The sequence below is a fragment of the Paenibacillus sp. V4I3 genome, from assembly GCF_030817215.1.
Taxonomy (GTDB): Bacteria; Bacillota; Bacilli; order Paenibacillales; family NBRC-103111; genus Paenibacillus_E.
Genome location: NZ_JAUSZA010000001.1, coordinates 5,621,422 through 5,647,867 on the forward strand (window position 1 = coordinate 5,621,422; position 26,446 = coordinate 5,647,867).

Genomic DNA, 26,446 nt, shown 5'->3' on the forward strand with positions numbered 1-26,446 from the left:
GATGTGGTACGCTCCTTCCATGCTTGTACATAATTTCACCAATAGGTAATTATTTCATACACTTACATTGCCCCGTCTCATCCCCACCCAGCAAACTTGCTACTTTGCCTTATTAACGAAAAAAACCGCCCAAAGGCGGCTTTTAATGTATACATCTAATCATCTAAAACTTGGCTTGGAAGAATTATACGAAACAGAACGTGAATTCTTGTTGCGTTTTGGCGACAGCACACTGCCCAGCCCCATTAAGAAGGTCGGAATGCCAGCGGCGATCAGAACCAGAATCCAATCCTTCCAACCAAGTGGAACCGTTTTGAAGATAGGTTGAAGAGCTTCCACATACATAACGGCCAGCATCAATATAAGCGAGGAAAGCACAGCGAGAACAAGGTAACGATTTTGAAAAGGATTACGGTGGAAAATAGAGCGTGAACTGCGGCAATCAAATACGTGAATGAGTTGAGCCATTACCAAAGTGGCAAATGCGACGCTTTGCGCTTTCAGCAGGGTCTCGGCATCAGATGGGTTGACTCGTAATACGAGCCAGAAAGCACCCAAGGTGCAAACGCCGATAAGAATACCTCTGGAAATAATTTTCCAACCTAATCGTCTTGCGAAAATATTTTCTTTCGCCGAGCGTGGCTTGTGCTGCATCAAATCCTTTTCCGCTTGATCAACACCTAGCGCCATAGCAGGAAGGCCGTCGGTGACAAGATTCACCCATAGAATTTGAATAGGTACAAGCGGCAAAGGCAGACCGGCCATCATCGCAATGAACATCGTCATAATTTCGCCCACATTAGAGGCAAGCAGATACCGAATGAATTTACGAATATTTTCATAAATACCGCGTCCTTCTTCAATCGCTGCAACGATCGTGGAGAAGTTATCATCACTGAGAATTAAAGACGAAGCTTCCTTGGATACATCCGTCCCTGTAATCCCCATCGCAATGCCGATATCCGCAGCTTTGATCGCTGGCGCATCGTTCACGCCATCCCCTGTCATGGCCACTACATGCCCTTTGCGCTGCAAAGCTTTGACGATACGCAGTTTATGCTCAGGGGATACCCTCGCATACACATAGGTATCATTCACTTTAGCATCCAGTTCATCGTCAGAGAGACCCGCAATCTGCTGACCACTCATACTGACTCCATTCGCAGGAAGCATGCCAAGCTGCTTAGCTATCGCCTCAGCTGTTGTCTGATGGTCCCCTGTAATCATGACCGTTTTGATGCCTGCTTTACGGCACTTCGAGATCGACTCACGAACTTCTTTACGCGGCGGATCAATCATGCCGGTTAATCCGACAAAGATCAGACTGTTTTCCACATCATCGTATTCCTCGTATCGGTCACTGCTCTTAAGTTCTTTGTACGCAATCCCCAACACCCGCAGAGCGGATTTGGCCATTCCTTCATTTGCAGAAATCACTTTCTGTTTAAGTGTAGATGTGAACGGAATTACCTTTCCATCCCAAAGAATGTAGCTGCAGTGTTGAATTAGAACATCAGGAGCTCCCTTCGTGCAAGCCATGCGACCATGCTCTGAAGTCACAAGTACAGACATTCTTTTGCGATCAGAGTCAAAAGGAAATTCGGCGATACGCTTATACTTCTCGCTTAGCGATTCCTGGGTAATGCCACTTTTCGCACTCAGGACAACTAATGCGCCCTCAGTTGGATCCCCTTTGATGTTCCAAACAGAGACGACGCCATCTTTGCCATCCTTGCCCTTCTTCCGTTTCAACTCCTGCTTTTCCTCATACAAAGTTGCATTATTACAAAGCACGGACACGTGAAGCAGTTTACTGAGTGATGGATTCTTAAGCGCATCGGTGTTTTGTCCACTTAATTGGATATCCCCAACCGGCGTATAACCGTCACCCGTCACTTCCAACACGTCGCCGCCCACCCATAAATGGGTAACCGTCATTTTATTCTGAGTCAGCGTTCCTGTTTTATCAGAGCAGATGACCGAGGCACAACCTAAAGTCTCTACAGAAGGCAATTTCCTTACAATGGCTTTACGCTTAATCATTCGCTGTACGCCGAGTGCAAGCGCAATGGTTACTATAGCCGGAAGTCCTTCAGGAATAGCGGCGACGGCTAAGCTGACACCGGCCAGGAACATCGCATAAGGTGGTTGTCCATGCATAATACCTGCGATAACAACAAGGACTGTCAAAGCAATCGCGACAATGATCAGAATCTTCCCAAGCTGTTCCAAGCGATGCTGAAGCGGCGTTTCCATTGATTCTGTATTTTGAATCAGATCAGCGATTTTTCCCATCTCCGTGCTCATCCCGACACGAACAACAATGGCTTTGGCTGTTCCACGCGCGACCATCGTACCCATGAAACCCAGATTACGCTGATCCCCAAGAGGTACTTCATCGTTAGATATAGCCGATGTTATTTTACCGACGGCTACCGACTCCCCTGTTAAGGCTGACTCCTCGATATATAAGCCATTTGTTTCCAGAAACCGCACATCTGCCGGCACCCGGTCGCCACTTTCGAGCAAAATAATATCGCCTGGAACCAAATCGCGAGCCGGTATTTGATGAATAGCCCCTTCTCTCCAAACGTTTGCGTTAGGGGCTGACAGTTCTTTAAGTGCACGTAATGAACGTTCCGCCCGAAATTCCTGTGTAAAGCCAAGAATGCCATTCATCACAATAATGACGATAATGGTAATGGCATCTAAATATTCACCCAACAAGCCGGAAATCAAGGTCGCCCCCAATAAGACCAGCACCATGAAATCTTTGAATTGATTCAAAAGCAGTGTAATCGGAGAAACACGCTTCCCTTCGGAAAGCTCGTTTCGACCAACTTCTGCCTGTCGCTTCCAAGCTTCCTCCCAGGGCAATCCTTGCTGCATGTTCACCTGCTGTGACTGCAGGACTTCCTCCGACGTCAACTGGTACCAATTATTCTGACTCATCCGCCTTTCTCCCTCCCACTTCCACATAATCTCGCCATTAACTCATAAGTAAATGTATTCAGACAAGCAGGAAAATATCCCTGAAATCATCTTTCTTGCCGACTAACGCTTAAGTTTTTGTGAAAAGTATGGCATCATAGAGGTTAGCAAAGTTTTCAACCTAGAATGGAGTTGTATGTATCATGGCTTTAGACGGACTAGTCCTTCATGCAATTGTTCACGAACTGCAAATGTGTGTAGGAGGCCGAATCAATAAAATTCACCAGCCCACTGAAAATGACATTATTATGCACATCCGAGCACAAGGGCAAAATGTGAAACTACTTCTTTCAGCAAATCCTACCTATCCAAGGGTCCAAATCACCGAGCAGTCCTCGTTAAATCCAATGGATGCTCCTATGTTCTGTATGCTGCTTCGCAAACACTGTGAGAGCGGCGTTATTGAAGCCGTGGAACAAATAGGCATGGAGCGTGTCATCCGTTTGCAAATTCGTCATCGCGATGAATTGGGAGATATGAGCACCAAACATATCATTGTGGAAATCATGGGGCGACACAGCAATATTATTCTGCTGGACCCGGCAACGGAAACAATTCTAGACGGCATCCATCACGTTACTCCTGCCATCAGTTCTTATCGGATTGTCATGCCGGGAAGCAAGTATGTCACGCCGCCTGAGCAGGACAAACAAAATCCACTAGAGGCCGATGCCTCCACGTTCCAGCATGCTCTTAGTCAAGATTCAGGTCAAGAAGAGTCCAAGGAGAAACCTGAACACAAATTAGTCGCTGCATTCAGTGGGCTAAGTCCTTTGATTGCCAAAGAAATCGTATTCCGCAGCCGTCAAGACGGGAACAACGAACAAGGAGATGACCTAGCGGCCTTGTGGACAGCTTTCGATGGTGTCATGACGGCTGTACGTCAGCATCGGTACAAACCCGTTATTGTAGAGCAAGAAGGTACCGGTAAATTGTTCTTTGCCATGACACCCTTAAGACACATTACCGGCATTTCCACGTCATATGCGACACCAAGTGATTGTTTGGAGCACTTTTATGGCGACAAAGCGGAAAGAGATACGGTCAAACAACGTGTGGCTGATTTGCTCCGTTTTTTGCATAACGAAGCGAATAAAAATGTTAAAAAGTTGGAAAAACTTCAAGAAACCGTTGATGAATCTAAAGATGCCGACAAATATCGGATTCTCGGCGAGCTGTTGACGGCCTCCCTTCACCTGATAAAAAGAGGGGATCGCGAGGTCGAGATTATCAACTACTATGATGAGGACCAGGCTTTGATAAAAATAAAGCTGGATCCGCTATTGAACCCTTCTGAAAATGCACAGCGGTATTTTAAAAAGTACACAAAAATGAAAAACAGCACGGCGATTGTCGAGGAACAAATTGCACAAACCCATCAAGAGATTACGTACTTAAACTCCTTGCTGCAGCAGCTTAGTGTCGCTTCTTTGACCGATATCGAAGAGATCCGCGATGAGCTTATGGAGCAAGGTTATGTACGTGACCGTAACAAAAAACAACGTAAAAAGAAAAAGAAAGATAAGCCGGCTTTGGCCTGCTACCTTTCCAGTGAAGGTGTTCCTATCTATGTTGGTAAAAATAATACGCAGAACGAATATTTAACGAATCGACTTGCCTCTTCGATGGATACTTGGCTGCATACGAAGGATATTCCTGGCTCCCATGTCGTGATTCGCAGCGATAGTTTTTCAGAAACTACCCTGCTGGAGGCAGCCCAATTGGCCGCTTATTTCAGTCAAGCCAAGCATTCCAGCCAAGTCCCAGTTGACTATACAGCCATTAAACATGTTCACAAGCCAAATGGGGCAAAGCCCGGATTTGTCATCTATGTGAATCAGAAGACGCTATTCGTGACGCCGGATGAGAACATGATTAAGCAGATGAACGTTACGATAAAATAAAATTGGGAGAATAAAGAACCTAGCGAGTTAACCCGCTAGGTTCTTTGTGTGTCATATTTTTATGAAATAACCATGTCCAACACGGCTGTTTTTCTGCCGATCGACACATAAGCGTTTCTCTATTTCAATTCCAACTGACGAATCAGAGATAATAGATAAGCTTTTACTTGGTCCTGTAAATCTGGACGCTGCAAGGCAAGTTCGATGGTCGCTTCTATGTATCCCATCTTATCGCCAACGTCGTAGCGCTTAGCTTGCATCAGATAGGCAGCCATTTGCTGCTGCCTGTTGAGTACACGCAAAGCGTCAGTCAATTGAATTTCGCCGCCGCGGCCAGGCTCTTGTCTCTCCAGAATGCCGAAAATTTCCGGCATAATGATATATCGCCCAATAACGGCTAAATTCGAAGGCGCCTGATCACGGTCAGGCTTCTCAACCAGATCTTCTATCAACTGGTACTTGGCTAAGCTGCTTGCGGGAGAGACAATACCATACTTACTTACATCTTCCCATGGCACTTCTTGCACAGCAATGACGGACGTTTCGGATTGTTCATAAATGTCCATCATTTGCTTAAGTCCTGGCGGCGAGGATTGGAGAATATCATCGCCAAGCAGAACAGCGAATGGCTCATCCCCAATGAATTTGCGGGCGCATAGAATCGCATGACCAAGTCCGAGAGGCTGCTTTTGCCGAATATAGTGAACATCGGCCAGATTCGAAACGGATTGCACGATTTCGAGAAGCTGAGTACTGCCTTTTTCCTCCAGCATCATCTCAAGTTCAACCGATTTGTCAAAATGATCTTCAATTGCACGCTTATTGCGTCCAGTGACAATAATAATATCTTCAATGCCAGATTCGATCGCTTCTTCCACGATATATTGAATGGCAGGTTTATCAACAATAGGCAGCATCTCTTTGGGCTGCGCCTTTGTAGCTGGCAGGAAACGAGTTCCCAGACCTGCTGCAGGGATAATAGCTTTGCGAATTTTCTTCATGTACGCTGCTCCTTCTCTGGTTTTAGGCGTTGTAAAACATCGATTCCTATTCGCCTTGAACCGATAGGTGCGTGGAATACTACACCGCCTCGTTCACCATGGAAATCGGAACCAGCCGTTATGAGAAGTCCGGAGCGCTGTGCAAGGCTGAGATATTTCGCTTCTTCTTCCGGCGTATGGTCTGAGTGATAGACTTCAATACCATTCAGGCCTTGATGGATAATTGCCTCTACAAGGGTATCATCATGGTAAATACCTGGATGGGCGAGGACGGCCTTTCCTCCCGCTTCTTGGATCCACCCAATCGCCGTAGCTGGCTCGATCCTTGGTGGATTGGCATAAGCTGCAGCACCAGTGCCTAAATACCGGTCAAAAGCCTCGCTAATCGAGCTCACATAGCCTTTATTCAGCAGCACCGCAGCGATGTGAGGCCTTCCAACTGTGTCGCCCTTACTCTTAATATTCTCTACTTCCCGCAGTACTTCCGCCATTGTAATGTCTAGTCCGAGCTGCTGTAAGCGCTCAATAATCATATTATTGCGGGTATCTCTCGTTTCTCGCAAAGACGCCAGTCTCTGAAGAAATTGCTCATTATTAATGTCAATATAATAACCCAGCACATGGATATCCTGCCCACCCGCAACCGTGGAGATTTCAACTCCTGGCACAACCTCAATACCGAGCTCACGCCCCGCTAAGAGCGCCTCTGCGACACCTGAGACCGTATCATGGTCCGTGATCGCGATAGCGCCTAGTCCAGCATCAAAAGCCATTTGAACGTTAGCCGCAGGGCGCTCAGTCCCATCTGATGCTGTCGTATGTGTATGTAAATCCGCTTCGATTCTTGCAGACATTTTCTATTCCCTTCCTTCATCGGAAATGACAACTATGAACTTATCATTAGTGAACTGTAGATTTATGTAAAATATTAAAGGAAGCGGCTCAAATCCTCTTGTCGCAAAAAGGTCATGAAGCTTACTGCCGATATAGGCAGCAGCGTAGAGTTCAAGTAAATGGCATAGAAGCTGCGTTCGAAAGCAATGTTCTCGATCTGCTTCACTTTAAAAAGGCCTAGCGTCACTTCATGCTTAACGGATGACTGGGAAAGAATGGATATACCCAAACCCGCTTCAACAGCAGATTTGATAGCACCTGTGCTGCCAAGCTCCATGACAATCTTCATGGAAGAACAATCCATGTTGCAGCGCGCGAACTCCTCTTCCATCACTCTTCTCGTCCCGGATCCTTGCTCACGAAGAACAAACGGATATTTCAGCAGCTCCTCCAGAGTTACAACCTCCATATCGGCTAACGGATGGTCCGCAGGCACGATGAGCTTAAGCTCATCACTAAGAATTGCTTCGGTATGGACATCCGGATGATGAATGGGCGCTTCGACAAGTCCGAAATTGAGCTGATGACCCAGGACCTCGTCCAAAATCTGGGTCGTATTCATCACTTTCATCGATACGGAGATGTTAGGATAGTCTTTGCTGAAGGGCCCAAGAAGGCGAGGTAAAATGTATTCCCCCATCGTCAAGCTGGCGCCCAACTGCAGCCGTCCTTCAATCATCTTCGTAAATTTGGACATGGCAACATCGGTCTCACGGATAAGCTCAATGCTGTTTTTAGCAAAAGGCAGCAGTGCTCGTCCCGCTTCGGACAGCTCGATCTTCTTGGTGCTGCGGTGAAATAGCTTGACGCCGAAATAATCTTCCAGTGATTGTACCTGCATGGTCACAGCAGGCTGTGTCATATGCAGGGCTCCCGCCGCATGAGAGAAGCTGCCTTTCTCCGCCACGGTAAAGAAGATATGTAGTTGATGAAAATTAAGTGCCATGTAAACCCGCCTCTCTTTGTTTCCATTATATGAAATCGCAAGCACACAGTCCATTAAGACGCAAAAAAGAGCATGCCTTCATCGACACACTCCAGTTAAGCAACCTATTCGGCTATCGACGCTTACGACTGTTCTTGATCAGTGTCATGCGACGTGAGTGTCTAAGCCAAGAGTAATAAGACTTCAAATCACGAAGCTCCATCGTTTCCGACATTTTCCCAAGGAAAGTAACAATAATCATTTTGTGAAGCGGATTGCCCACAAGATCAGTTTCATGTTCCAGATGGGAAAACTCGGCAACAACAACAAGGTCGTCATCAATGAGATAAACGTCTTCTTCATTGCGATAATAAGGGACGATGCTATCATTTTTAAGCTTTTCCCACAGAAAAGCACAAATTTCCTCGAGTGAATTGTTTTCGCTAGAAATACGATCACTCCATCTCAGCTTAGCATGATTCGTGATCACGACATCCGCCACTTTCTTGTCACCCAGCTGTACGAAGAATGGTTCATAAGTACTCCATCTCCCCATCACCTTGTCTTTCATGATCACAACCCCTTTCCTACTAAAATGAGACCGTGTACCTATTCCCTATGTGCCTGTAAGTTATATTTTACTTGATTATAACTTTTTTTCCTATGAAAGAATATATAAAATTATTAATAAATATTTGTGAAATCATGAAAAAATGCTTATTTTCTAAAAATTCAAAAAATAAAAAAAGCTTCTTACGAAGCTTTCGTTTTGCACTGCAGCCTCAAAGGGTGTAAAATCTAGTTTTGTCCGGCACATCACTACTGTATTCGGTTTTAATTTCGTTTCGGTAAGACTTCTCTACCTTTTTGACGTACGGGAGCTTCAACAGGTTCCGTGTTGTCTCATCTACTTTGCTGGCATGTATATAAAGAACGGCATAATTCATTTTCTTGGATATGTAATGAAGGGAACCGAACCGTTCCAAGTTTCTGGCGGCTTTGATATCGTTTACCCAAATGATTAATCCGCTACGCTCGATCATCATGATTGCAACCTCTTTTCAATAATCCTAGTATGGAGTGATACCACTACATGAAGCCTTCTGACACCATGGTCCGCATATTCCGTGGAAGCATAACAGAAAGTATTCACCGCGTCCACCTCGCGGTCGTTAACGCTGGGGGGACGCTGCTGCATCAAGCAGGCGACCCGCAGCTGCTCACCTTCGCCCGTTCGACAGCGAAGCTCTTACAAGCATTGCCGGTGATTGAATCCGGCGCAGCTGATCATTTCGGCCTCACTGATGCCGAAATCGCCTTATGCTGCGCTTCCCACAACGGGGAAGCTGAGCACGTGAGCACGGCCCAGGGTATCCTGGGCAAGCTCGGTTACCATCATGAGCACCTGCAGTGCGGTGCACATGATCCTTACCACGCACCGACTGCAAAGGCGATGCGCGAGCGAGGAGAGTCCCCGACAACCTTGCACAACAATTGCTCGGGCAAACATTCGGGCATGCTAGCGCTAAGTGCACACCTGGGTGCATCGCCGGATACCTACATGAGCATCCAGCATCCTGTACAGCAGCTTATGCTAGATGCGGTATGTGCCATGACCGGCGTGCCGAAGCCGCAGATGCATCTCGGGATTGACGGTTGTGGGGTGCCCGTATTCGGTATGACGATTGACCAACTGGCACTTGCCTTCGCCAGATTAGGCCGCCCTGACGAATTGCCGCAAGCACGTGCAAACGCTTGCCAAAGAATTGTCGCCGCGGTGCGAAAATATCCTCAATTCCTCGCGGGAAGCGACCGCTTCGATACGCGATTAATCGAGGTTACGGGTGGCCGTATCATCGGCAAGATGGGAGCAGAAGGCATCTTCGCCATCACAATTCCTGAGCAGGGACTAGGCTTTGTCTTAAAGATCGAAGACGGTACCGTTCGGGCCTTGTATCCCGCTGTCGTCGAAGCTTTGAAGCAGTTAAGCTTGCTCTCGGAATCCGAAGTAGGCGAACTTGCATCCTATCATACCCCTACTATTCATAACTGGCAGGGAACCGAGGTCGGAATCATCCGCCCCGATTTCCAGTTTTAGTTTTTACCCGCAATTCCCGCTGCAGCTTCCACCGGAACTGCAGCCTTTGCCAGTTGGAAGTGGATTATTACTTGGGACTTTAATCGTATCGGAGACCGCATGCGCGATCGTCGTTGAAACCGTAAACAGCAAATCGTCCAAACGGTCTTCCGCTTCTTTGAACCTACGCACCGCTTCAACAGCATGCAGCTTCTCCTGAATCTCATTCACCGCGGCTAATGCTTCGTGATAGCTTGGGTGGTAATGCCCGAAGCGTTCACATTCCTCGAAAGCATCTTTCTTTCTGGCGAAAACCGCTTTAAGATCCCGAACTTCCGCGCTGTTCTCCACAGCGATCTTCCAATATAAATAATCTGCCACTTCAGCAGAGGAATTAATCATATCACCCATGTCATAAGCCTGCATAAGAACGGCCGACATATCTATTGTTTCTGCTTCCATTGTCTGTAACATAACTACGATCAACATCCTTCCTCTCAAAGAATAGATAACATCTCTACTATACCACAGTTCCCCAAGAGTTTCTTCCTTTTCTCTTTGCAGCGAAATCCTCGTTCATTTGATCATTAGCTCATTCCATCCAATGTATAAACACCTTCATCATTGATACCAGGCAAAATAAGCTTCATTTCCTCCCAATCCTCGCTCGCCAAAGAAATCTCCTGATATTCCTCCAGTCCTTCCAATATCCAGCCCGACCGTTCTTCGCGAAGAATTCGGGGGATAATGAAGCGATTTCGCCCTTCTTTACGAAGCTGCAGAACGCTTTTCCATTCAATAGCTTTGCGGATCATCTCTTTGCGTGTAGAGCCATGATACTCACGGATTTCCTTAATCCAGCTTACAGGAATATCCTGCATATCCGGATACAATTCATACCGCTCCGGCAAATGGGTATCCATTTCATAGAGCTGAATGGTATCCCGTGAATAACAAAGGCCACCTGTCTGATTTTCGGACGAAATCAAGGGATTGGAAATCACTGAGTTCTCATCTTTTCGGCTGCTTCTTGGATTGAAACCCATATTCTCCAGACACTTCGTAAGCATTGTAAGATGTTGACGCAAAATAATAAAGTCTGAGCCGCCAACGCGGTCCCCGAGAAGTGGAAGGCATTTCTCGTTTCTAAGCAGTGCCTCTGCAATATCCTCGGAACGGCATCGAAGCAGTGTTACTTCTTCGATATACAGCTTACCGGCCTGCTCCCCCCATTGCTGTAAAGTAAGCGTTATATGTGCAGGTACTTCGTAGAGTGCGTTCTCGTGCAGCATCCGAATCATCTCTTCGCTGCTCAGACCCTTCTCACAAGCACGATAGAAGCTTTCTTTGGTTATGCGATAGGTACGAACAAGATCTGTCATTTTGAGGTCAGCGAAAGCCGCGATATCCCATTCTGTGCGAAGCGATACGTCAGGGGGGAGTAACATTTCGAAATCCGGCTGCACATAAAGCGAGGGATGCACCTCAACATGCGTTTCTGACGATCTGAGGCCATCATCCTTATAATGTGAGGCCTCTTGTATCGGTGTGATTAACCATCGAAACCATAGATGATCATCCTGATCGGTACCCAACTTTATGAAACGAAAAACAGACAAAGGAGCCATCCATGTAGTCATGATAGACTTGCGAAGCGATGATTCACCCATCACCTGTCCCCCGAAGGAACAGCAAGAACGGATTTCTTTCACAATAGTGTCCACTTCATACCACTGTCCGAACTCTCCCCTCTCCATCAATGATATGCCATGTTCAAGCCAGACAGGTGCAGGAATCAACAGTTGACGCCAAATCTGATATAGCTGCCCCTGCTGCTTATCGTAGGAGTCCTGAAGCCATCTTAGACAGGCCTGCTGGTTGAAAAGGTAACGGTCACCTTGACTATGAATAGAAAGGAAACCCATGCGAATAGCCATTTCAATCATTAGCGCGGCAGGTTCGTTATAAACGTCTCTAAATGCGTAAGTAAGCCCAGCAGAGCGTAAAATATCATTAGGCAAGGCTAGATGTTCCGTTAGCTTTTGCAGCTGCTTTTTATGTAAAATCCCTTTGTTCGTGAGAGGTAGCGATGGCTGTTGGTTGCAAGCCACCAGAAAATGAAACAGCTGCTGTGCCAAGCCTCTAGGATTAATCGGCGCTGCTGCATCTGATGTGTTTAATTGACCAGAGCTCCCGGCTTCCCACAGCTCAAGAGCCAAATCCTCTTTACCTGTTTGAAGCTGATCTGACGGAAATAACAACAGGTGCCACGCTGCAAAAGTATCCTCAGGCAGGATAAAAAGTTGCTCCCCCCATGCTTTGCGAAAAGCCGCAATAACGCCTGCTCTTCTAAGTCCTACAAGGCCTAGAGCGACTTGCGCACCCGCCATACGAAGAGCTGCTTGCTTTTCCAACGCGTCTTTTGTAAACGGTTCACAGCCGAAAGTGGATAATATGAGACGCAGAGTATGCTTTTCATCCAATGACAAATGCCGGTTCAACTCAGCAAGGTACTTCCGATCCGTCATTAAATCAGGAAATGCCACACCTTGTTCTAGGAAAGAACTGCACCATTTTTGTTCAATAATGAGCTCCCTCAGTTCTCGGGGCATTTTCCTATCGATATGTTCAAATCTCATCCTATGCTCCTTCTCGTCGTCATTTTGCCGCTTGATTCCAACTCGTTATGCTATATTGATAGCCCTGCTCAACTAGAAATAACTGCCTTTTCATAGCAAAATCCTGCTCCTTCGTATCCTCGCTAATCAGAGAATAGAAGACAGCTGCGTTCGTACCGCTGCTCTTAGGTCGAAGGATGCGCCCAAGCCGCTGCGCCTCTTCTTGCCGCGAACCATAACTGCCCGACACCTGAATGGCTACGACGGCATCGGGCAGGTCCACTGCAAAATTGGCAACCTTGGATACAATAAGGAGGGGCAGCTGACCCTTCTTGAATTGGTCGTATAGTTCCTCTCGGAGTTCATGCGCCACTCCACCGCTGATCATAGGCGCGCCGGTATGGGCAGCGATAAGCTCCAACTGACTAATATATTGGCCGATGATTAACGTCTGTTCATTAGCATGAAGCAGCAATAAGTGGTCAATAACGTCTAGCTTAGCGGCATTTTCTCCAGCAATCCTGAACTGCTGCCTAGCACCTGAGGCTCCATAACGATCCCGATCCAAAGCCGATAGAGGCACTCGTACTTCCTTGCAGGCGACCTTGGCTATCCAGCCCATTGACTCTAGCTCTTTCCAAGCCATATCATATTTCTTCGGTCCTACAAGTGAGAAAACGTCTTCTTCTCGACCGTCTTCCCTAATTAATGTAGCCGTTAACCCGAGTCTGCGAGTCGCTTGTATCTCTGCTGTGGCCCGAAAAACGGGGGCTGGCAAAAGATGAACCTCATCATAAATAATCAACCCCCAGTCTCTCTGACTAAACAGCCGCATGTGAGAGAATTCGTCTTCTTTCTTCCCTCGATGCGTCAAAATCTGATAAGTCGCAATCGTGATGGGCCTTACTTCCTTCGTTGTGCCGTTATATTCCCCTACCTGATCTTCCGCTAAGCCCGTTTTGCTCAAAATCTCACGCTTCCACTGCTTCACCGAAGTAACATTGGTTGTCAGAATCAATGTAGCACAGTTGCACTTGGCCATCGCAGCAATGCCGACCACTGTCTTCCCCGCTCCACAGGGGAGCACCAACACACCGCTGCCGCCTTCTCCTACACGGTTAAAAGCATCTACAGCATGCTTTTGGTAATCACGCAGCTGGAACGGCGCTTCCATCGTATCTTCATTCCGAAGCTGAATCGGAAGATACTCACCGCTGCGATAAGCGGCCAAATCTTCAACAGGATACCCCAGCTTGATAAGTTCTTGCTTCAAGACACCTCGTGAAATCGGAGAAATAGCAATAGCGCGCTCTCCGCGGGTATCCTCTAAATACCTCTTCAACGAATCGTACGCGCTAATTTCTTTTAACACGACCGTATCATCGCTAACTAAATAGAGCTCATTTCCGACATTCTCTATACGCAGTATGCCGTAGCGCTTCACATATTTACGTATACTGCTCAGTACCGCGGGAGGAACACCAAATTTCGCATATCGCTGTAAAAAAACCGACATTTCTTCTATTGGCATCCCTGCCGCTGAAGCATTCCATAGCGATAATGGCGTAATCCGATACGTATGGAGATGCTCCGGGCTTTTGATCAGATCCGCGAAACGGGATATGGTCCCCCTTATAGCTTCAAATTCCGGGTGATTCGTTTCCACTAATATCGATAAATCGCTCTGTACAATCAGCGGACGGGTAGGATCCATGGCAATCATGTGCTGCCTCCTTTTTTCCTAGTATGAAAGGAAAGCACTTGATTTAAACATCCCCACCATGCTAACGTCTAAAACATACTTAAGGAAATGCTTACGATGCAAGTTTTCCTAAAGGAAAACTCAGCTTATGCTTACGAAGAAAGTTTTCTTACGAAAACTCTAAGGAGGTCATTCATGCGCAAATGGAAAATCTCTCTTGCTGTACTGCTAAGTCTAGCTATCTTGATGACTGCTTGTGGGAGTAAACCCGCAGCTGTAGCTGGCAGAGAGCGTGTAAAAGTGGAACGTATCGTGGACGGTGACACGCTTGAGGTCACAATAAAGGGGAAGAAAGAGAAAGTTCGATTAATTGGTGTGGACACACCTGAGACGAAGAAACCTAATACACCGGTAATGTTTTATGGGAAAGAAGCAAGTGCTTATACGAAGAAGCGATTGGAGAAGGAAACCGTCGAGCTTGAATTTGATGTAGATAAAAAGGATCAATATGATCGTTTGCTCGTTTACGTATGGATCGGAGAAGAACTGTTTAACCGTACCCTGGTTCAAGAGGGGTATGCGCGGATCGCTACATATCCTCCGAACGTCAAGTACGTGGATGCCTTTAAGAAAGATCAAGAAACAGCCCGTAATAAAAAGAAAGGCTTATGGAAGGATTACGATAAAGCATTCGATACCAAAAAATAACCGATAACTACCAAGGCAAGTGCCGAAAGCATCCCAGCAATCGGGAGGAAGTGAAAGCCCCTTCTCTCCTTCTTTTCGTACCAATGGGCCCTTCTTGAGCGCTTTTCTATTTCTCTTATATGCTGCTCAAATCTTTTCTCTATTTCGTATTGATTCCACATGGTAACTCCCCCTATCCTTTGGTTGAGAACGATTTTACCATGGCAGGAACTCCCAGAGTTATCTATAATTAATGATAGTAACCATCGGAAAAAGTGATGATTGGAGGGCGACTAGGATGGATCTTACCTTGTATAAAACGCTGCTTGAAGTCGCCAAATGGCAAAACTATACGAAGGCCGGTGAAAGTCTCGGATATGCTCAGTCTAGTGTGACATCCCAAATTCAAAAGTTAGAAATGGAATATGGTATCGAAATATTTGAACGTGTCGGTAAAAAGATGAGACCGACGCCAGCCGGCGACATTTTACTCCGATATGCCTCCAAGCTTGTCAAACTAGTAGAGGAATCGAAGATAACTGTTGCGGGTCAAACGACGGGGAGCTTTATCATTGGCACACATGAGACAACCATGTGCTCATATATGCTGCCACCGTATTTAGGAGCTTTCAAGAGGCGCTATCCGCAAATTACGATCACCATCAACGAAGTTGTCGAGAATGATATTTATCGGGCACTTAAAGCAGGCGAATGCGATATGGGGTTCATTGTTGAACGTGAAATACATGACCCTGATTTGATATTTGAAAATATTCAAGAAGAGGAATTCGTCATTATTGCCTCGCCGGATCATCCGTTAGCAGCCCAATTATCCATTGTTCCACAAGATTTAAACGGCTGCGAGATTCTGATGTCGACAGTAGGAAGCCGGTGCCGCAATCTTTTCGAAAAGATGCTGCGCAAACACCAAATCCAATATACACTGGCCTATGAAATTAATAACTATGAAACGGTCAAAAAATGCGCGATGCATGGACTGGGTCTTTCCTTGCTTCCCAAAACGACCGTTACCGCTGAAACGCAAAACGGGCAGCTAGCAATTTTACCGCTAGACTACCCGAATTTTAAGCTAAACGTACAGCTGTGTTATCATGCCAAAAGGCAATTATCGATGCCCATGAAGGCTTTTATCCAGTTATTGTGTAGGCCTACTCCACACGGATTGCATTCGCCTGAGCAATCAAGCACAGCTCTGCTGCTTTGAACGTATGCGCCTGTGTCATGGCATGCTCTGTACGATTCAGACAGTCCAAGATCAACTGGCCGAAGAAAGGAAAGCCTACTTGTCCATGAAGGCTGTAGTGCTTTTCTCCTTGCTGGTTGACCAGGTATAACTGATCTCCCTGCGGATCGCGAGCGATGTCAATATATTTACGCAGCTCAATATATCCTTCTGTTCCTAGAATAACCGTCCGTCCATCTCCCCAAGTACCCAAACCACTCGGTGTAAGCCAATCCACACGGAAATAGTTTGTCGCTCCGTTGTCCCCGATCAGTGTAGCGTCACCGAAATCCTCCAGCTCCGGATAATCCTTCGCATGGTAATTCGCCACTTTGCTGCTTACAACGGTAGCATCCTTACACCCTGCATAATGCAGAAATTGTTCGATTTGATGACTGCCGATATCACAGAGAATGCCGCCATAATTTTCCTTCTTGAAAAACCAGTCAGGGCGATTCGATGCACCCAATCGGTGCGGCCCTAAACCAATGACCTGTACGACACGGCCAATTGCACCCTCTTCAATGAGCTGTCCCGCAAAAACGGCGCTCTCCACATGGAGACGCTCACTGTAATATACAGCAAATTTGCGACCCGTAGCTTCAACAGTTGCCTTGGCGGCAGCCAGTTGATCTAATGTTGTGAAAGGAGCTTTATCTGTAAAAAAATCTTTACCATTCTCCATCGCTCGGACACCTAACGCTCCGCGTTCAGAAGGTACAGCAGCTGAAGCGATTAGCTTGACTTCGGCATCGTCAAATATTTCTTGCTCAGACGCAGCAACTTTCACATGAGGATACTTCTCTACGAAAGCCTTTACCTTGGCAGCGTCCTGGTCATAAACCCATTTGAGCTCTGCTCCTGCTTCCTGCAAACCATTACACATACCATAGATATGACCGTGATCCAAGGCAATCGCCGCGAAAACGAACTCCCCTTTTTGAACGACAATGTTCGGCTTCCCTTTTGGTGCGTAGTTCATTCCATCGCTTTTCTGCATGTCCCAATTCCTCCACTATCCTACCCATGTACGCATTAGCGCGGGGTGTTCATTTATTTAGACCACAAGTGTTTTAAAGCCAGCCTCTTTATTGACGGTGGAATTTTTTATTTTCTCTTGCAAATGCTGCTCGAACAGTTCTTCGTCAATCGGCAGATCTACCCAATTGTCCGTCCACGTCGACAACAGCATGGCGTTGGATAGCATCAGACCTTTGATTCCTTCTTCCCCTGGAGCAACCAATGGCGTGCCATGTAGAATGGCATCCACCCAGTTTTGCGTGATGCCTTTGTGGCCTGTTTCTTGCCCTTCAATTGGAATCTCGCACTTCCAGCACTCTGGTTGGCCAAATCCACCCTTGTAGGTTTCATTAAATTCTCTCTCGGATACACGCAAACGCCAGAAAGTTAGCTTGCCATCTTCGATCACAATTTTACCGCGGTCACCGGACAACTCGAATCGATTCGTACCCGGTGCTTCGCCAGTTGTTGTAACGAATAAGCCCGTAGCGCCATTCTCATACTCTACGAATGCGGTTACATCGTCCTCTACTTCGATATTGCGATGCTTTCCGAAATAACAAAATGCACGAACTCGTTTAGGCATCATATCGATCGTCCATTGCCACAAGTCAAGCTGATGCGGATCCTGGTTAATGAGTACACCGCCGCCTTCGCCTGCCCATGTTGCACGCCAGCCGCCTGAATCGTAATAGCTTTGGGATCTGTACCAATTCGTAATAATCCAGTTCGTTCTGCGAATTTCACCAAGCTCTCCGGAAGAAACCAAATCCTTCAACTTTTTATATAATGGATTTGTACGTTGATTGTACATCATACTGAATACTTTACCTGAAGCTTGCGCAGCTTCGTTCATTTGACGAACTTGTTTGGTATAAACACCTGCTGGTTTCTCACACAACACATGGAGTCCGGCTTTAAATGCACGGGCAGCTACATCTGGGTGATCATAGTGAGGAGTCGCAATCAATACACCGTCAATTGTCCCCGAAGTAAGGAATGTATCGAGATTGTCGAATAGTTGGACGCCTTCACCTAGGTTTTCTTTCGCCCATTCTAAGCGGTCCGCTCTGAACTCACAAACAGCGGTTAGCTGAGCACCCTTCACTTCATTGTTCACCAAATATTTGGCATGTCCGGTTCCCATATTGCCCAGACCAATAATACCAATCCTTACTTTCTCCATATAGTTATCACCTTTTTCTTGTTAGATTCACAATTATTGAACACGTTATCAATGTAGCATATTTAGAAGACCGCATCTTGTCGCAGATTGACCACCTTATTGCGAACTTTGACAGTTACTGAATATGTACAAATGGAAAAAAGACCAGTTCCCCGGTCCATTCCCTCTCTTTTTTACGAAAATGCTGGCAGTTGGATAAGCACTGTGGTGCCAACGCCAAGCTTACTTTGATATTCGATATGTCCTTGATGTTCATCGATAATCGCGAAGCTAACCATTACGCCGAGCCCGGTACCCTTCTCTTTCGTCGTATAAAAGGGTTCCCCTATGCGCGGCAGCCGCTCCTCCGATATACCTAATCCCTGATCTGCGAAATAAAGAGCTACACCGCCCGCAACCTTTTTCGCAGATACATTCAGGCAGCCTCCTGTTGGCATCGCCTCAATGGCATTTTTAATCATATTCACGAAAACCTGCTTCAATTGATTTCTCTCACATTTAACCAGAGGAAGATCAGGTTCACAATCTAGTTCGATGATCACATTGCTCATAATTGCTTCTGTATTCAGTAGTTCGATGACTTCGCTTAGAATAGCCTTCGTATCATGAGGTTGAAACTCTACTACTTGTGGCTTAGCAAGAATCAGAAGCTCTCCCAAAATCAGTTCAATCCGGTTAAATTCTTCCTGCATGATCTGAAAATACCGCAGCTTGCTTTCTTCGTTTGCATGACACATCAGCTTAGCAAATCCTTTGAGTGCCGTAAGCGGATTACGGATCTCATGCGCGATACCTGCTGCCAATTGTCCAGCGACATTCAACTTTTCCGTTTTGCGAAGAAGCTCTTCAGTCTGTTTCTGTATGGTGATATCCTGCACCGTTCCAAATAGACGCAGCGGTCTCCCCCATTCGTCATAGGTCGTTTTGGCCATGGTATGAATCATGCGAACTTCAGTCTCATTCACAATAATTCGATACACCAAATCTAGTAGACCGCCATGCAGAGCTTCACGAATTGCCTCTCTCACTTTAACTGTATCATCCGGATGAACCGTATTAAAAAAGGCTTCTATTGTATTCCCAAAACTTTCACGGCTCATACGAAAAAGCACAAACAACTCATCTGACCAATACAAATCATTCCTGATCACATCCCAATCATAGTGACCCAATCCCGCGATTTCTTGCGCAATTTCCAAATTGTCTTTACTTCTTTTAAGCTCAGCTTCAATTTGTTTATATGTTGTAATATCGTGAATGAGTCCCCGTACAGCCGTACGACCGTTATCGCGGATGACTCGCTCGATTTGAGATTTAAGATAGCGTACCTCACCATCATTTCTAACAATCCTGTACTCGACTTCTGATCGTCCAACCTGAATAGCTGTCTCAAAAGCAAGTGCTACTTTCTCGCGATCATCCGATACAATTTGCTTAACAGCTTCGCTTAATTCCAAGGAATCTACAGGATCAAGACCATGGATACGGTACATCTCCTCGGACCACATGCAATACTCATCGTTCAGATATCGTTCAAAGCTGCCAAATTGCCCCAACCTTTGTGCTTGAATAAAACGCTCCTCGACCAGCTTACGTTCTGTAATATCACGCCAAATGCCCAATATCTGACTTCTCTTACCATCTTCGTCTAACATCCATTTGAAATTTTTCTCAAACCACACGTACCAACCTTTTTTATGTAAGAAACGACAGGTGATCATCCCTTGGTCTACAACAACCGAATGGTTTTCATCCGTAAGAATGTTCCTCAGAATCTCTATGTCTTCTGAATGACAATACGTCAAGATACGAGTACCGACCATTTCATCAACCTCATAACCGAGCAGCGGATGAATAGCAGGGGATAGATATCGAAATTTACCATCTACGGAAGTCAACGTGATTAAATCTTGAAAATTCTCTGTATATTTTAGATAATACTCACTTTCTAGCAATGAACTAATTTCAGCAAAATCCGGTTTACGGAGTGCAATATGCAAGCTCCCCTCAAATGGATATGCACTTATCCTTACCCACTGATTGGATGATTTTATGTATTCTTCAAAATGAACTTCTTCCTTATTTTTACGGGCTTTATGGAATTGATCGTAACAAGCGTACCGTATCGCAGCAGGAAATTCTGCCCAAGCGACTTTACCCAATAATTCATTGGGCGTACGATTTAAAATTTTTGCTGCATATTCGTTGATATATGTATAATGCCAACCTGCGTCTAGAATAATCACACCAATAAATGCGCTGTCTTCGACCCTATTCATTCTAAGATGTTAACCTCCCCTACCCTTTTCGCTATCATTATCTCTCATCACTTATCGGTAGTAAAGATAACAATTTTTCCTGACAAAAAAAGCAACCCTTCTCCATAGCATGGAAAACAGGTTGCTTATTATTATCCGTGGACCATGATTATCTACTTCCGACTAGTGTTTTATCTGAAGAAATTTTGCTAAGCGCTTCCCCTGCTTCATCCTCAAAGCTGCCGCGAACCGCTAGGTCTCCGATGGCTACGATTCCAACAAGCTCACCATTCTCTACTACAGGTAAACGTCGAATTTGATCTTTAGCCATCAATTTGGCGGCTTCTTCAACAGATGTATCGGGACTTATTGTCTCGATATCCTTCGTAATTACTTTATCGACAGCAGTAGAACCAGAATGCTTTTCTGCGTATCCGCGAACAACAAGGTCACGGTCCGTTACAACACCAATGAGCTTCTTACCCTCTACAACGGCAACGAATCCGATATCGTGCTGCTTCATTTTCAAAGCGATCTCGTAGACATTATCCTGCAGAGTAACGGTCACGCAATCTTTACTCATGATGTCCCTCACTGTTTTACCTGCCATGTCCCATAATCCCTCCTCGGAGTTAACTTACTTCTATAGCATTCTCCAAAGGAAGCACGGCATTCATGCCATATAATCCAAAGCCATTCCTAACAACAAATTTGCCGCATTTAGCATGGATTTCTCGTCAATATCGAACTTCGGATGATGATGCGGATGTACGATGCCAGCCTCCATATTACCTGCACCTACGAACATAAAACAGCCTGGTCGGTGGTTCAAATAATAGGAAAAGTCTTCTCCGGCCATAATAAGTGGAGACTCGTGCACGGCTTCTGCCCCAAACAATTCGGTACCAACTTTGAAGAAGCGCTCTGCTTCTTTCACGTCATTAACAACCGTAGGGTAACCTAATTTATAGTTTATCTTATAGGAAGCCTGATTCATCTCACAAGTGGTATGTACGATCCGTTCGAGGCGCTGCTTCACATCTTGTCTAAGTTCCGCATTGAACGTGCGTACAGTGCCATTCAGCACACTTGTTTCGGCTATGACATTGAAGCTAGAGCCTCCGTGGAAGGATCCAACGCTGACCACACATGGTTCTATCGGATCTATTTGTCGACTCACGATCGATTGAAGATTAACAACTAATTGAGAAGCTACATAAATGCTGTCAATGGTTTGATGAGGCAAACCCCCATGTCCACCTTTTCCTTGAATATGAATGGTGAATTCGTCGGGTGCCGCCATTAAGGGGCCCGCTTTGGAATAAAAATGGCCTACCGGAAATGGTGTCCATAGATGAACGCCGAATATGGCATCAACACCTTCAAGAGCGCCGTCTTGGATCATGGAATCAGCGCCACCAGGCGTAATTTCTTCAGCATGCTGGAACAGGAAAACCAGATTTCCTTTCAGTTGAGAGCGATGCTGACTCGCCACCTTGGCAATACCAAGCAGTGTGGCGGTGTGTGCGTCGTGTCCACAAGCGTGCATAACGCCATTTGTTAGCGAAGAGTACGTACAGTTCTTCTCATCTTGAATAGGCAATGCGTCCATGTCTGCTCGAAGCGCAACCGTGGGACCTTCGCTGCTGCCGCGGAGCAGTCCGACAATGCCATTGCCTCCTACATTTTTGCGAACTTCTATATCCCAACTTTCTAGATGATTAGCCACAAATTCAGCAGTATGATATTCATGGAAAGAGAGTTCTGGATTTTGATGTAAGTAGCGCCTCCAGGCAACCATTTCTTCATAATTCGCTTGTAAGCTTGCTTGAAAATCGTTCATAAGGAAAATCCTCCGCCCATCCTTGTTTCTTAACTTTTCACGCTTGCCGTGTCATTGAACCTATTCTACCAAATAAATGATCATGTTTCATCTGTAAAGTGCCATCAAATATTAGAAAATTGACGTTGTTATCGACTTGCAGAACCATTGGAAACATACTATCATGAATAAAGAATGCATACGTACAATATGGAGGCGTTAAAAGTGATTATTGAAGCAACTGGCCTAAAAGGCTTAAAAAGCGATTTGGCTCACCTGGATGAAGTAACGACTAAACTTGGTTTCGTGCGTTGGCAGTGGGAATACACGCGTGCTACTTATGATTTTAAAATGGAAGATAAAGCAAGTAAATCCGTGTATTTCTTACGTGTAAATGCTCGTGTAGAATCCGGCAAACTAGAATCTCCTTATGCAATCTTATTCCTAGAAGAAGCTTACATAGGTAAAGAAACATTCCCGCATGGCTTAGATTACAATTCTCCTATCCCGGAGTCTGTTCTCAAAATCTCCAATCAAAAATTAGCACAGCTGCAGCAATTATTAGCGGACTAGGCGAGGAAACAGCATGAATCCCCCTCGAAGAGGAACGCCGGATTTTCTGCTGCTATTTTTAACCTTTGTACTTGTTTGTTTCGGTCTTGCTATGGTCTTCAGTGCAAGCTCAATGACGAGTGCTTTTTATGACAAATATAATAATGATCCATGGTTCTTTACAAAAAAGCAGCTCATGGCGGTAGGATTAGGGACAGTCGGCATGCTTTTCTGTATGAACCTCCATTACACCAAGCTGAAAAAATTGGTTATTCCTGCTTTCTTTGTTATCGTTGTGCTCCTTGTTCTTGTTATTTTCACTTCAAAATCAAATGGTGCCGCTAGCTGGTTTAATGTAGGTAAATTTGGCATTCAGCCAACGGAATTTGCCAAACTAATCGTTATTCTTTATTTAGCTTCTCTCATTAGTAATAAAGAAGAGAAGTTCCGTAATTTCAAGAAGGGGCTGCTCCCTGCCTTGGTGATCGTCGGATTTGTCAGCATACTTATCATGCTCCAGCCAGATTTGGGCTCCTGTATGATCCTGCTAGTTTGTTCTGCCATTGTCATCATTGTGGGCGGCTCCAACTTAAAGCATATCTTCTTTTTGGGGACAGGCCTTGCTGCAATCGGCACCATGGTTGTTACTCTTTACTTACTAAAAAATAACACAGCAGAAACGTCGAGCAGTTACCGTGTGAACCGTCTAACCTCGTTTCTTGATCCATGGGCCGATACTTCGGATACTGGGTATCAGGTCGTCCAATCCTTATTCGCATTCGGACACGGCGGACTGACTGGCGCAGGATTCGGTCAAGGCATTCAGAAGCTGCATTATTTACCTGAAGCTCATAACGACTTCATTTTTGCAATCATTGGGGAAGAGTTTGGTTTTATTGGGAGTTCCCTATTTATCCTTATCTTCCTGCTCTTTATATGGCGTGGTATCCTCGTCGCTGTTCGCAGTCCCGATTTGTTCGGCATGGTAGCCGGAGTTGGCATTATGAGTATTTTTGCCTTCCAAGCTGTCATCAATATCGGTGGCGTTACAGGATCCATTCCACTTACCGGTGTAACCTTGCCATTTATATCAGCAGGCGGCTCCTCCATGATGGTCTCTCTCATCAGTATGGGGATCCTGCTCAGTATATCTCGGGAACAAACACACAAAGAAGATGCAAAACCCAAAAAAAGACCCAATCGATTTCAGTAAAATCGATTGGGTCTTTTTGCTATTTTACACGATGTGGATCGTCTGCTGTCTCATCTTCCTTGAACGCGACGCCTTCCACCTTGACGTTGACCTCCACCACGGTTAGTCCAGTCATATTTTCAACAGCTTCTCTCACGTTTTCTTGGAGATCCCTGCATACATCCTGAATACGGGAACCGTAATTAACGATAACACGTAGATCGATGGCTGCCTCTACTTGCCCAACCTCAACAGAAACGCCACGCTGCACGTTCTTACCACTGAGTCGCTTAGCTAAGCCTTCCGAGATACCCCCTGACATGCCTGCTATGCCTGCTGTCTCCAGAGCTGCAAGTCCTGCAATTGTCGATACTACATCATCAGAAATACGAATTAAACCGGTTTGATTGTCTTCGGACATACAGATCAACTCCTCATAAGATCTTTGGGTGGAGCTCAAAGTCTCTCCACTCTGGTATAAATCTATTGTAATAAGTTCACTAGATGAAAGCAAGAACAGCGACAATAGACAAATCGAATTTACATTGGGTTCCAAAGTAGGTATATTAAAAGAAGTCAAAAAGTACCAATAAAAGAATGAGTCGGAGGGTTTACTTTGAAAGGAAAATTGTTTTACATCGGGTTAATCATTTCTTTCGTTACAACGGGTATCGCTCATTACATGCATCTGAATTCAACACTTCAATTCGTTATTGCTTGTATAGCGATCATTTTTGTAGCTGGATTTCTTGGTAAAGCAACAGAAAGTGTTGCCCACTATGCAGGTGAGCGCGTAGGTGGATTCCTCAATGCAACATTCGGTAACGCAGCTGAGTTAATAATTGCATTCTTCTTAGTTAGAGACGGATTGTTCGATGTCGTTAAAGCCAGTCTCACCGGAGCCATAATCGGTAATCTGCTGCTTGTTCTGGGACTGAGTATATTTGCAGGTGGGTTAAAGTTCAAAGAACAGTCATTTAACGTAAAACTTGCATCACACAATTCTTCCTTAATGATTCTTGGAGTTGTTGCGTTATTCATTCCAGCCATCTTCGCAGGTGGATTAACAACCAAAGAAACGTCAACAATGAGCATGATTGTCGCCATATTACTGATAGTCGCCTACTTGCTTTGGCTTCTATTCTCCATGGTTACACACAAAAATATACTTTCTGATGAAGCCATTGAACATGGTGAGGCTGCGTGGTCCAAAGGAACTTCCATTCTTTTTCTAATCCTAGCCACAGTCATGGTAGCTTTCACTAGTGAGTGGTTAGTTGGAACACTAGAAGAAGTTACCCATAGATTTGGATTGTCAGAGCTGTTTGTAGGGGCATTCCTCATTGCCATTATCGGAAATGCCGCGGAGCATAGCGCAGCCGTGATGATGGCCATGAAGAATAAAATGGGCGCAGCCGTAGAAATAGCAATCGGCAGTTCGTTGCAGATCGCCTTATTCGTTGCTCCTGTGCTTGTACTTGTCAGTTTCTTCGTAAGTGGAACACCCATGAACATTATCTTCACCACCTATGAACTTGCTGCCATCGGAGTCGCCGTCTTTATTACGAAGTCGATAACCCAAGATGGCTCCACCAACTGGTATGAGGGTCTCCTGTTACTCGTTGTCTACATCATTCTAGGCGTCGTATTCTTCCTCGTCTGAATACATAACAAAGACAAAAAAAGTAACCCATTGTGAAGGGTTACTTTTTGTTATTCAACGCTTCATATAGCTGCGCAAGGTTACGTTCAAGCTTGCTGAGAATTAGTTTACCAGGCATTTCGGAAATAAGTCCCGCTCGAATGGCAAAATCAATTTCTCTAGAAAGTCCGTACATTTGCGTATCTAAAACTTCTTCGTACAGTGGACATTGACGCGTTGTCAAATTCTCCATTTGCACTTCGATTAGTTTTTCGATTTTATCTGCATCTTCTTGGAGAAGATTAAGCGCTTTTTGATTCATGTCCAGCAATAGATCAGATGAAGACATTCCCAACTTCCCCCTATACGCATAGTCATCCGTCCTTATATGATCTATATTAAGCGAAATTGGATCAATATACAAGAGAAGGTACCCTCAGAGATTCTGAGAGTACCTTCTTTAAGCATGAACTTTATTCTTGAACAACGTTTACGCCTAAATTGTGTTTAGCGAAGACTTCAGCCATAGCGATTTTCGCTTCTTCTGCATCTGGCCCATGAACATGAAGATCATAATTGCTGGAGCTAAGCAATGTAGTAAACAAACCTAAGATACTTTTTACATCGATATACTTATTATCATATTGGAGAACGATTGACGATCTGAATTTATTAGCTGTTTGTGAAATTTCAACAATTGCGGCATTATTAGCACTTGGCATATTTCATTCC

Annotated in this window: 24 protein-coding genes; 7 read left to right on the top strand and 17 right to left on the bottom strand. The window is 45.3% G+C overall.

The window, feature by feature from the left end; translation table 11 throughout:
* Positions 1-159: 159 nt before the first annotated feature.
* Positions 160-2,952: a calcium-translocating P-type ATPase, SERCA-type gene (locus QFZ77_RS26100; RefSeq protein ID WP_307443826.1), complete on the bottom strand. Its 2,793-nt coding sequence runs from the start codon at positions 2,950-2,952 to the stop codon at positions 160-162.
* Positions 2,953-3,134: 182 nt separating this feature from the next.
* Between QFZ77_RS26100 and QFZ77_RS26105 the strand changes: the two genes are divergently transcribed.
* On the top strand, positions 3,135-4,895 hold the full coding sequence (locus tag QFZ77_RS26105; protein ID WP_307443828.1) for an Rqc2 family fibronectin-binding protein: 1,761 nt from the start codon (positions 3,135-3,137) through the stop codon (positions 4,893-4,895).
* Between the two features lie 119 nt (positions 4,896-5,014).
* Here QFZ77_RS26105 and galU read toward each other — a convergent pair whose 3' ends face one another.
* The 5 genes from galU to QFZ77_RS26130 all read right to left on the bottom strand — a co-directional run bounded on the left by galU (position 5,015) and on the right by QFZ77_RS26130 (position 8,761).
* The gene (galU, locus tag QFZ77_RS26110; RefSeq protein ID WP_307443831.1) at positions 5,015-5,896 is read right to left on the bottom strand and encodes a UTP--glucose-1-phosphate uridylyltransferase GalU; all 882 of its coding nucleotides are present in this window, start codon (positions 5,894-5,896) and stop codon (positions 5,015-5,017) included.
* The gene (locus QFZ77_RS26115) at positions 5,893-6,750 is read right to left on the bottom strand and encodes a PHP domain-containing protein (RefSeq protein WP_307443832.1); all 858 of its coding nucleotides are present in this window, start codon (positions 6,748-6,750) and stop codon (positions 5,893-5,895) included. The genes galU and QFZ77_RS26115 overlap by 4 nt, the downstream gene beginning before the upstream one ends.
* 74 nt (positions 6,751-6,824) lie before the next feature.
* Positions 6,825-7,736, bottom strand: a complete 912-nt coding sequence (locus QFZ77_RS26120) for a selenium metabolism-associated LysR family transcriptional regulator (protein ID WP_307443833.1) — start codon at positions 7,734-7,736, stop codon at positions 6,825-6,827.
* 112 nt (positions 7,737-7,848) lie between these two features.
* Positions 7,849-8,286: a hypothetical protein gene (locus QFZ77_RS26125; protein ID WP_307443835.1), complete on the bottom strand. Its 438-nt coding sequence runs from the start codon at positions 8,284-8,286 to the stop codon at positions 7,849-7,851.
* 211 nt (positions 8,287-8,497) lie between these two features.
* On the bottom strand, positions 8,498-8,761 hold the full coding sequence (locus tag QFZ77_RS26130) for a YlbG family protein (protein ID WP_029195610.1): 264 nt from the start codon (positions 8,759-8,761) through the stop codon (positions 8,498-8,500).
* Positions 8,762-8,826: 65 nt separating this feature from the next.
* Here QFZ77_RS26130 and QFZ77_RS26135 point away from each other — a divergent pair, with 65 nt between their 5' ends.
* Positions 8,827-9,813 carry an asparaginase gene (locus QFZ77_RS26135; RefSeq protein ID WP_307449865.1) on the top strand — a complete coding sequence of 329 codons (987 nt, stop codon included), beginning with the start codon at positions 8,827-8,829 and terminating at the stop codon, positions 9,811-9,813.
* Between the two features lie 3 nt (positions 9,814-9,816).
* Here the strand turns inward: QFZ77_RS26135 and QFZ77_RS26140 are convergent, their stop codons facing one another.
* The 3 genes from QFZ77_RS26140 to QFZ77_RS26150 all read right to left on the bottom strand — a co-directional run bounded on the left by QFZ77_RS26140 (position 9,817) and on the right by QFZ77_RS26150 (position 14,133).
* A complete protein-coding gene (locus tag QFZ77_RS26140) occupies positions 9,817-10,266 on the bottom strand; it encodes a YlbF/YmcA family competence regulator (protein ID WP_029195608.1) in 450 nt (149 codons plus the stop codon).
* A 113-nt stretch (positions 10,267-10,379) separates the two neighbouring features.
* Entirely contained in the window at positions 10,380-12,431 is a 2,052-nt protein-coding gene (locus QFZ77_RS26145) for a helicase-associated domain-containing protein (RefSeq protein WP_307443840.1), read from the bottom strand.
* A gap of 19 nt (positions 12,432-12,450) precedes the next feature.
* Entirely contained in the window at positions 12,451-14,133 is a 1,683-nt protein-coding gene (locus tag QFZ77_RS26150; protein WP_307443842.1) for a DNA repair helicase XPB, read from the bottom strand.
* A 174-nt stretch (positions 14,134-14,307) separates the two neighbouring features.
* On the opposite strand from QFZ77_RS26150, the gene QFZ77_RS26155 reads away from it, so the two are divergent.
* A complete protein-coding gene (locus QFZ77_RS26155) occupies positions 14,308-14,820 on the top strand; it encodes a thermonuclease family protein (RefSeq protein WP_307443845.1) in 513 nt (170 codons plus the stop codon).
* Positions 14,821-15,097: 277 nt separating this feature from the next.
* The gene (locus QFZ77_RS26160; protein ID WP_307443846.1) at positions 15,098-16,024 is read left to right on the top strand and encodes a LysR family transcriptional regulator; all 927 of its coding nucleotides are present in this window, start codon (positions 15,098-15,100) and stop codon (positions 16,022-16,024) included.
* On the opposite strand, the gene QFZ77_RS26165 is transcribed toward QFZ77_RS26160, so the two are convergent.
* The 5 genes from QFZ77_RS26165 to QFZ77_RS26185 all read right to left on the bottom strand — a co-directional run bounded on the left by QFZ77_RS26165 (position 15,969) and on the right by QFZ77_RS26185 (position 22,349).
* Entirely contained in the window at positions 15,969-17,042 is a 1,074-nt protein-coding gene (locus tag QFZ77_RS26165) for a Gfo/Idh/MocA family protein (protein ID WP_307443848.1), read from the bottom strand. The genes QFZ77_RS26160 and QFZ77_RS26165 overlap by 56 nt on opposite strands.
* A 57-nt stretch (positions 17,043-17,099) precedes the next feature.
* Positions 17,100-18,248 (bottom strand): Gfo/Idh/MocA family protein, encoded by a 1,149-nt coding sequence (locus tag QFZ77_RS26170; RefSeq protein ID WP_307443849.1) that lies wholly within the window; start codon positions 18,246-18,248, stop codon positions 17,100-17,102.
* A gap of 173 nt (positions 18,249-18,421) precedes the next feature.
* Positions 18,422-20,527: a PAS domain-containing protein gene (locus QFZ77_RS26175; protein WP_307443851.1), complete on the bottom strand. Its 2,106-nt coding sequence runs from the start codon at positions 20,525-20,527 to the stop codon at positions 18,422-18,424.
* A 148-nt stretch (positions 20,528-20,675) separates the two neighbouring features.
* The gene (locus tag QFZ77_RS26180) at positions 20,676-21,116 is read right to left on the bottom strand and encodes a CBS domain-containing protein (RefSeq protein WP_307443853.1); all 441 of its coding nucleotides are present in this window, start codon (positions 21,114-21,116) and stop codon (positions 20,676-20,678) included.
* A gap of 63 nt (positions 21,117-21,179) precedes the next feature.
* Positions 21,180-22,349: a M20 family metallopeptidase gene (locus tag QFZ77_RS26185; RefSeq protein WP_307443855.1), complete on the bottom strand. Its 1,170-nt coding sequence runs from the start codon at positions 22,347-22,349 to the stop codon at positions 21,180-21,182.
* A gap of 204 nt (positions 22,350-22,553) precedes the next feature.
* Here QFZ77_RS26185 and QFZ77_RS26190 point away from each other — a divergent pair, with 204 nt between their 5' ends.
* Together QFZ77_RS26190 and ftsW are read left to right on the top strand one after the other, a co-directional pair.
* Positions 22,554-22,901, top strand: coding sequence for a YugN family protein (locus QFZ77_RS26190; protein WP_171648669.1), 348 nt, complete (start codon positions 22,554-22,556; stop codon positions 22,899-22,901).
* 13 nt (positions 22,902-22,914) lie between these two features.
* Complete coding sequence (gene ftsW / locus QFZ77_RS26195; protein WP_307443857.1) at positions 22,915-24,093, top strand: putative lipid II flippase FtsW; 1,179 nt, start codon at positions 22,915-22,917, stop codon at positions 24,091-24,093.
* Positions 24,094-24,112: 19 nt separating this feature from the next.
* Here ftsW and QFZ77_RS26200 read toward each other — a convergent pair whose 3' ends face one another.
* Positions 24,113-24,493 (bottom strand): Asp23/Gls24 family envelope stress response protein, encoded by a 381-nt coding sequence (locus tag QFZ77_RS26200; RefSeq protein ID WP_307443860.1) that lies wholly within the window; start codon positions 24,491-24,493, stop codon positions 24,113-24,115.
* 195 nt (positions 24,494-24,688) lie between these two features.
* Between QFZ77_RS26200 and cax the strand changes: the two genes are divergently transcribed.
* Positions 24,689-25,735 (top strand): calcium/proton exchanger, encoded by a 1,047-nt coding sequence (cax, locus tag QFZ77_RS26205; RefSeq protein ID WP_307443862.1) that lies wholly within the window; start codon positions 24,689-24,691, stop codon positions 25,733-25,735.
* Positions 25,736-25,775: 40 nt separating this feature from the next.
* Here the strand turns inward: cax and QFZ77_RS26210 are convergent, their stop codons facing one another.
* Positions 25,776-26,063 (bottom strand): Fpa/YlaN family protein, encoded by a 288-nt coding sequence (locus QFZ77_RS26210; RefSeq protein WP_307443865.1) that lies wholly within the window; start codon positions 26,061-26,063, stop codon positions 25,776-25,778.
* A gap of 124 nt (positions 26,064-26,187) precedes the next feature.
* Complete coding sequence (locus QFZ77_RS26215; protein WP_171648663.1) at positions 26,188-26,436, bottom strand: HPr family phosphocarrier protein; 249 nt, start codon at positions 26,434-26,436, stop codon at positions 26,188-26,190.
* Positions 26,437-26,446 lie beyond the last annotated feature (10 nt).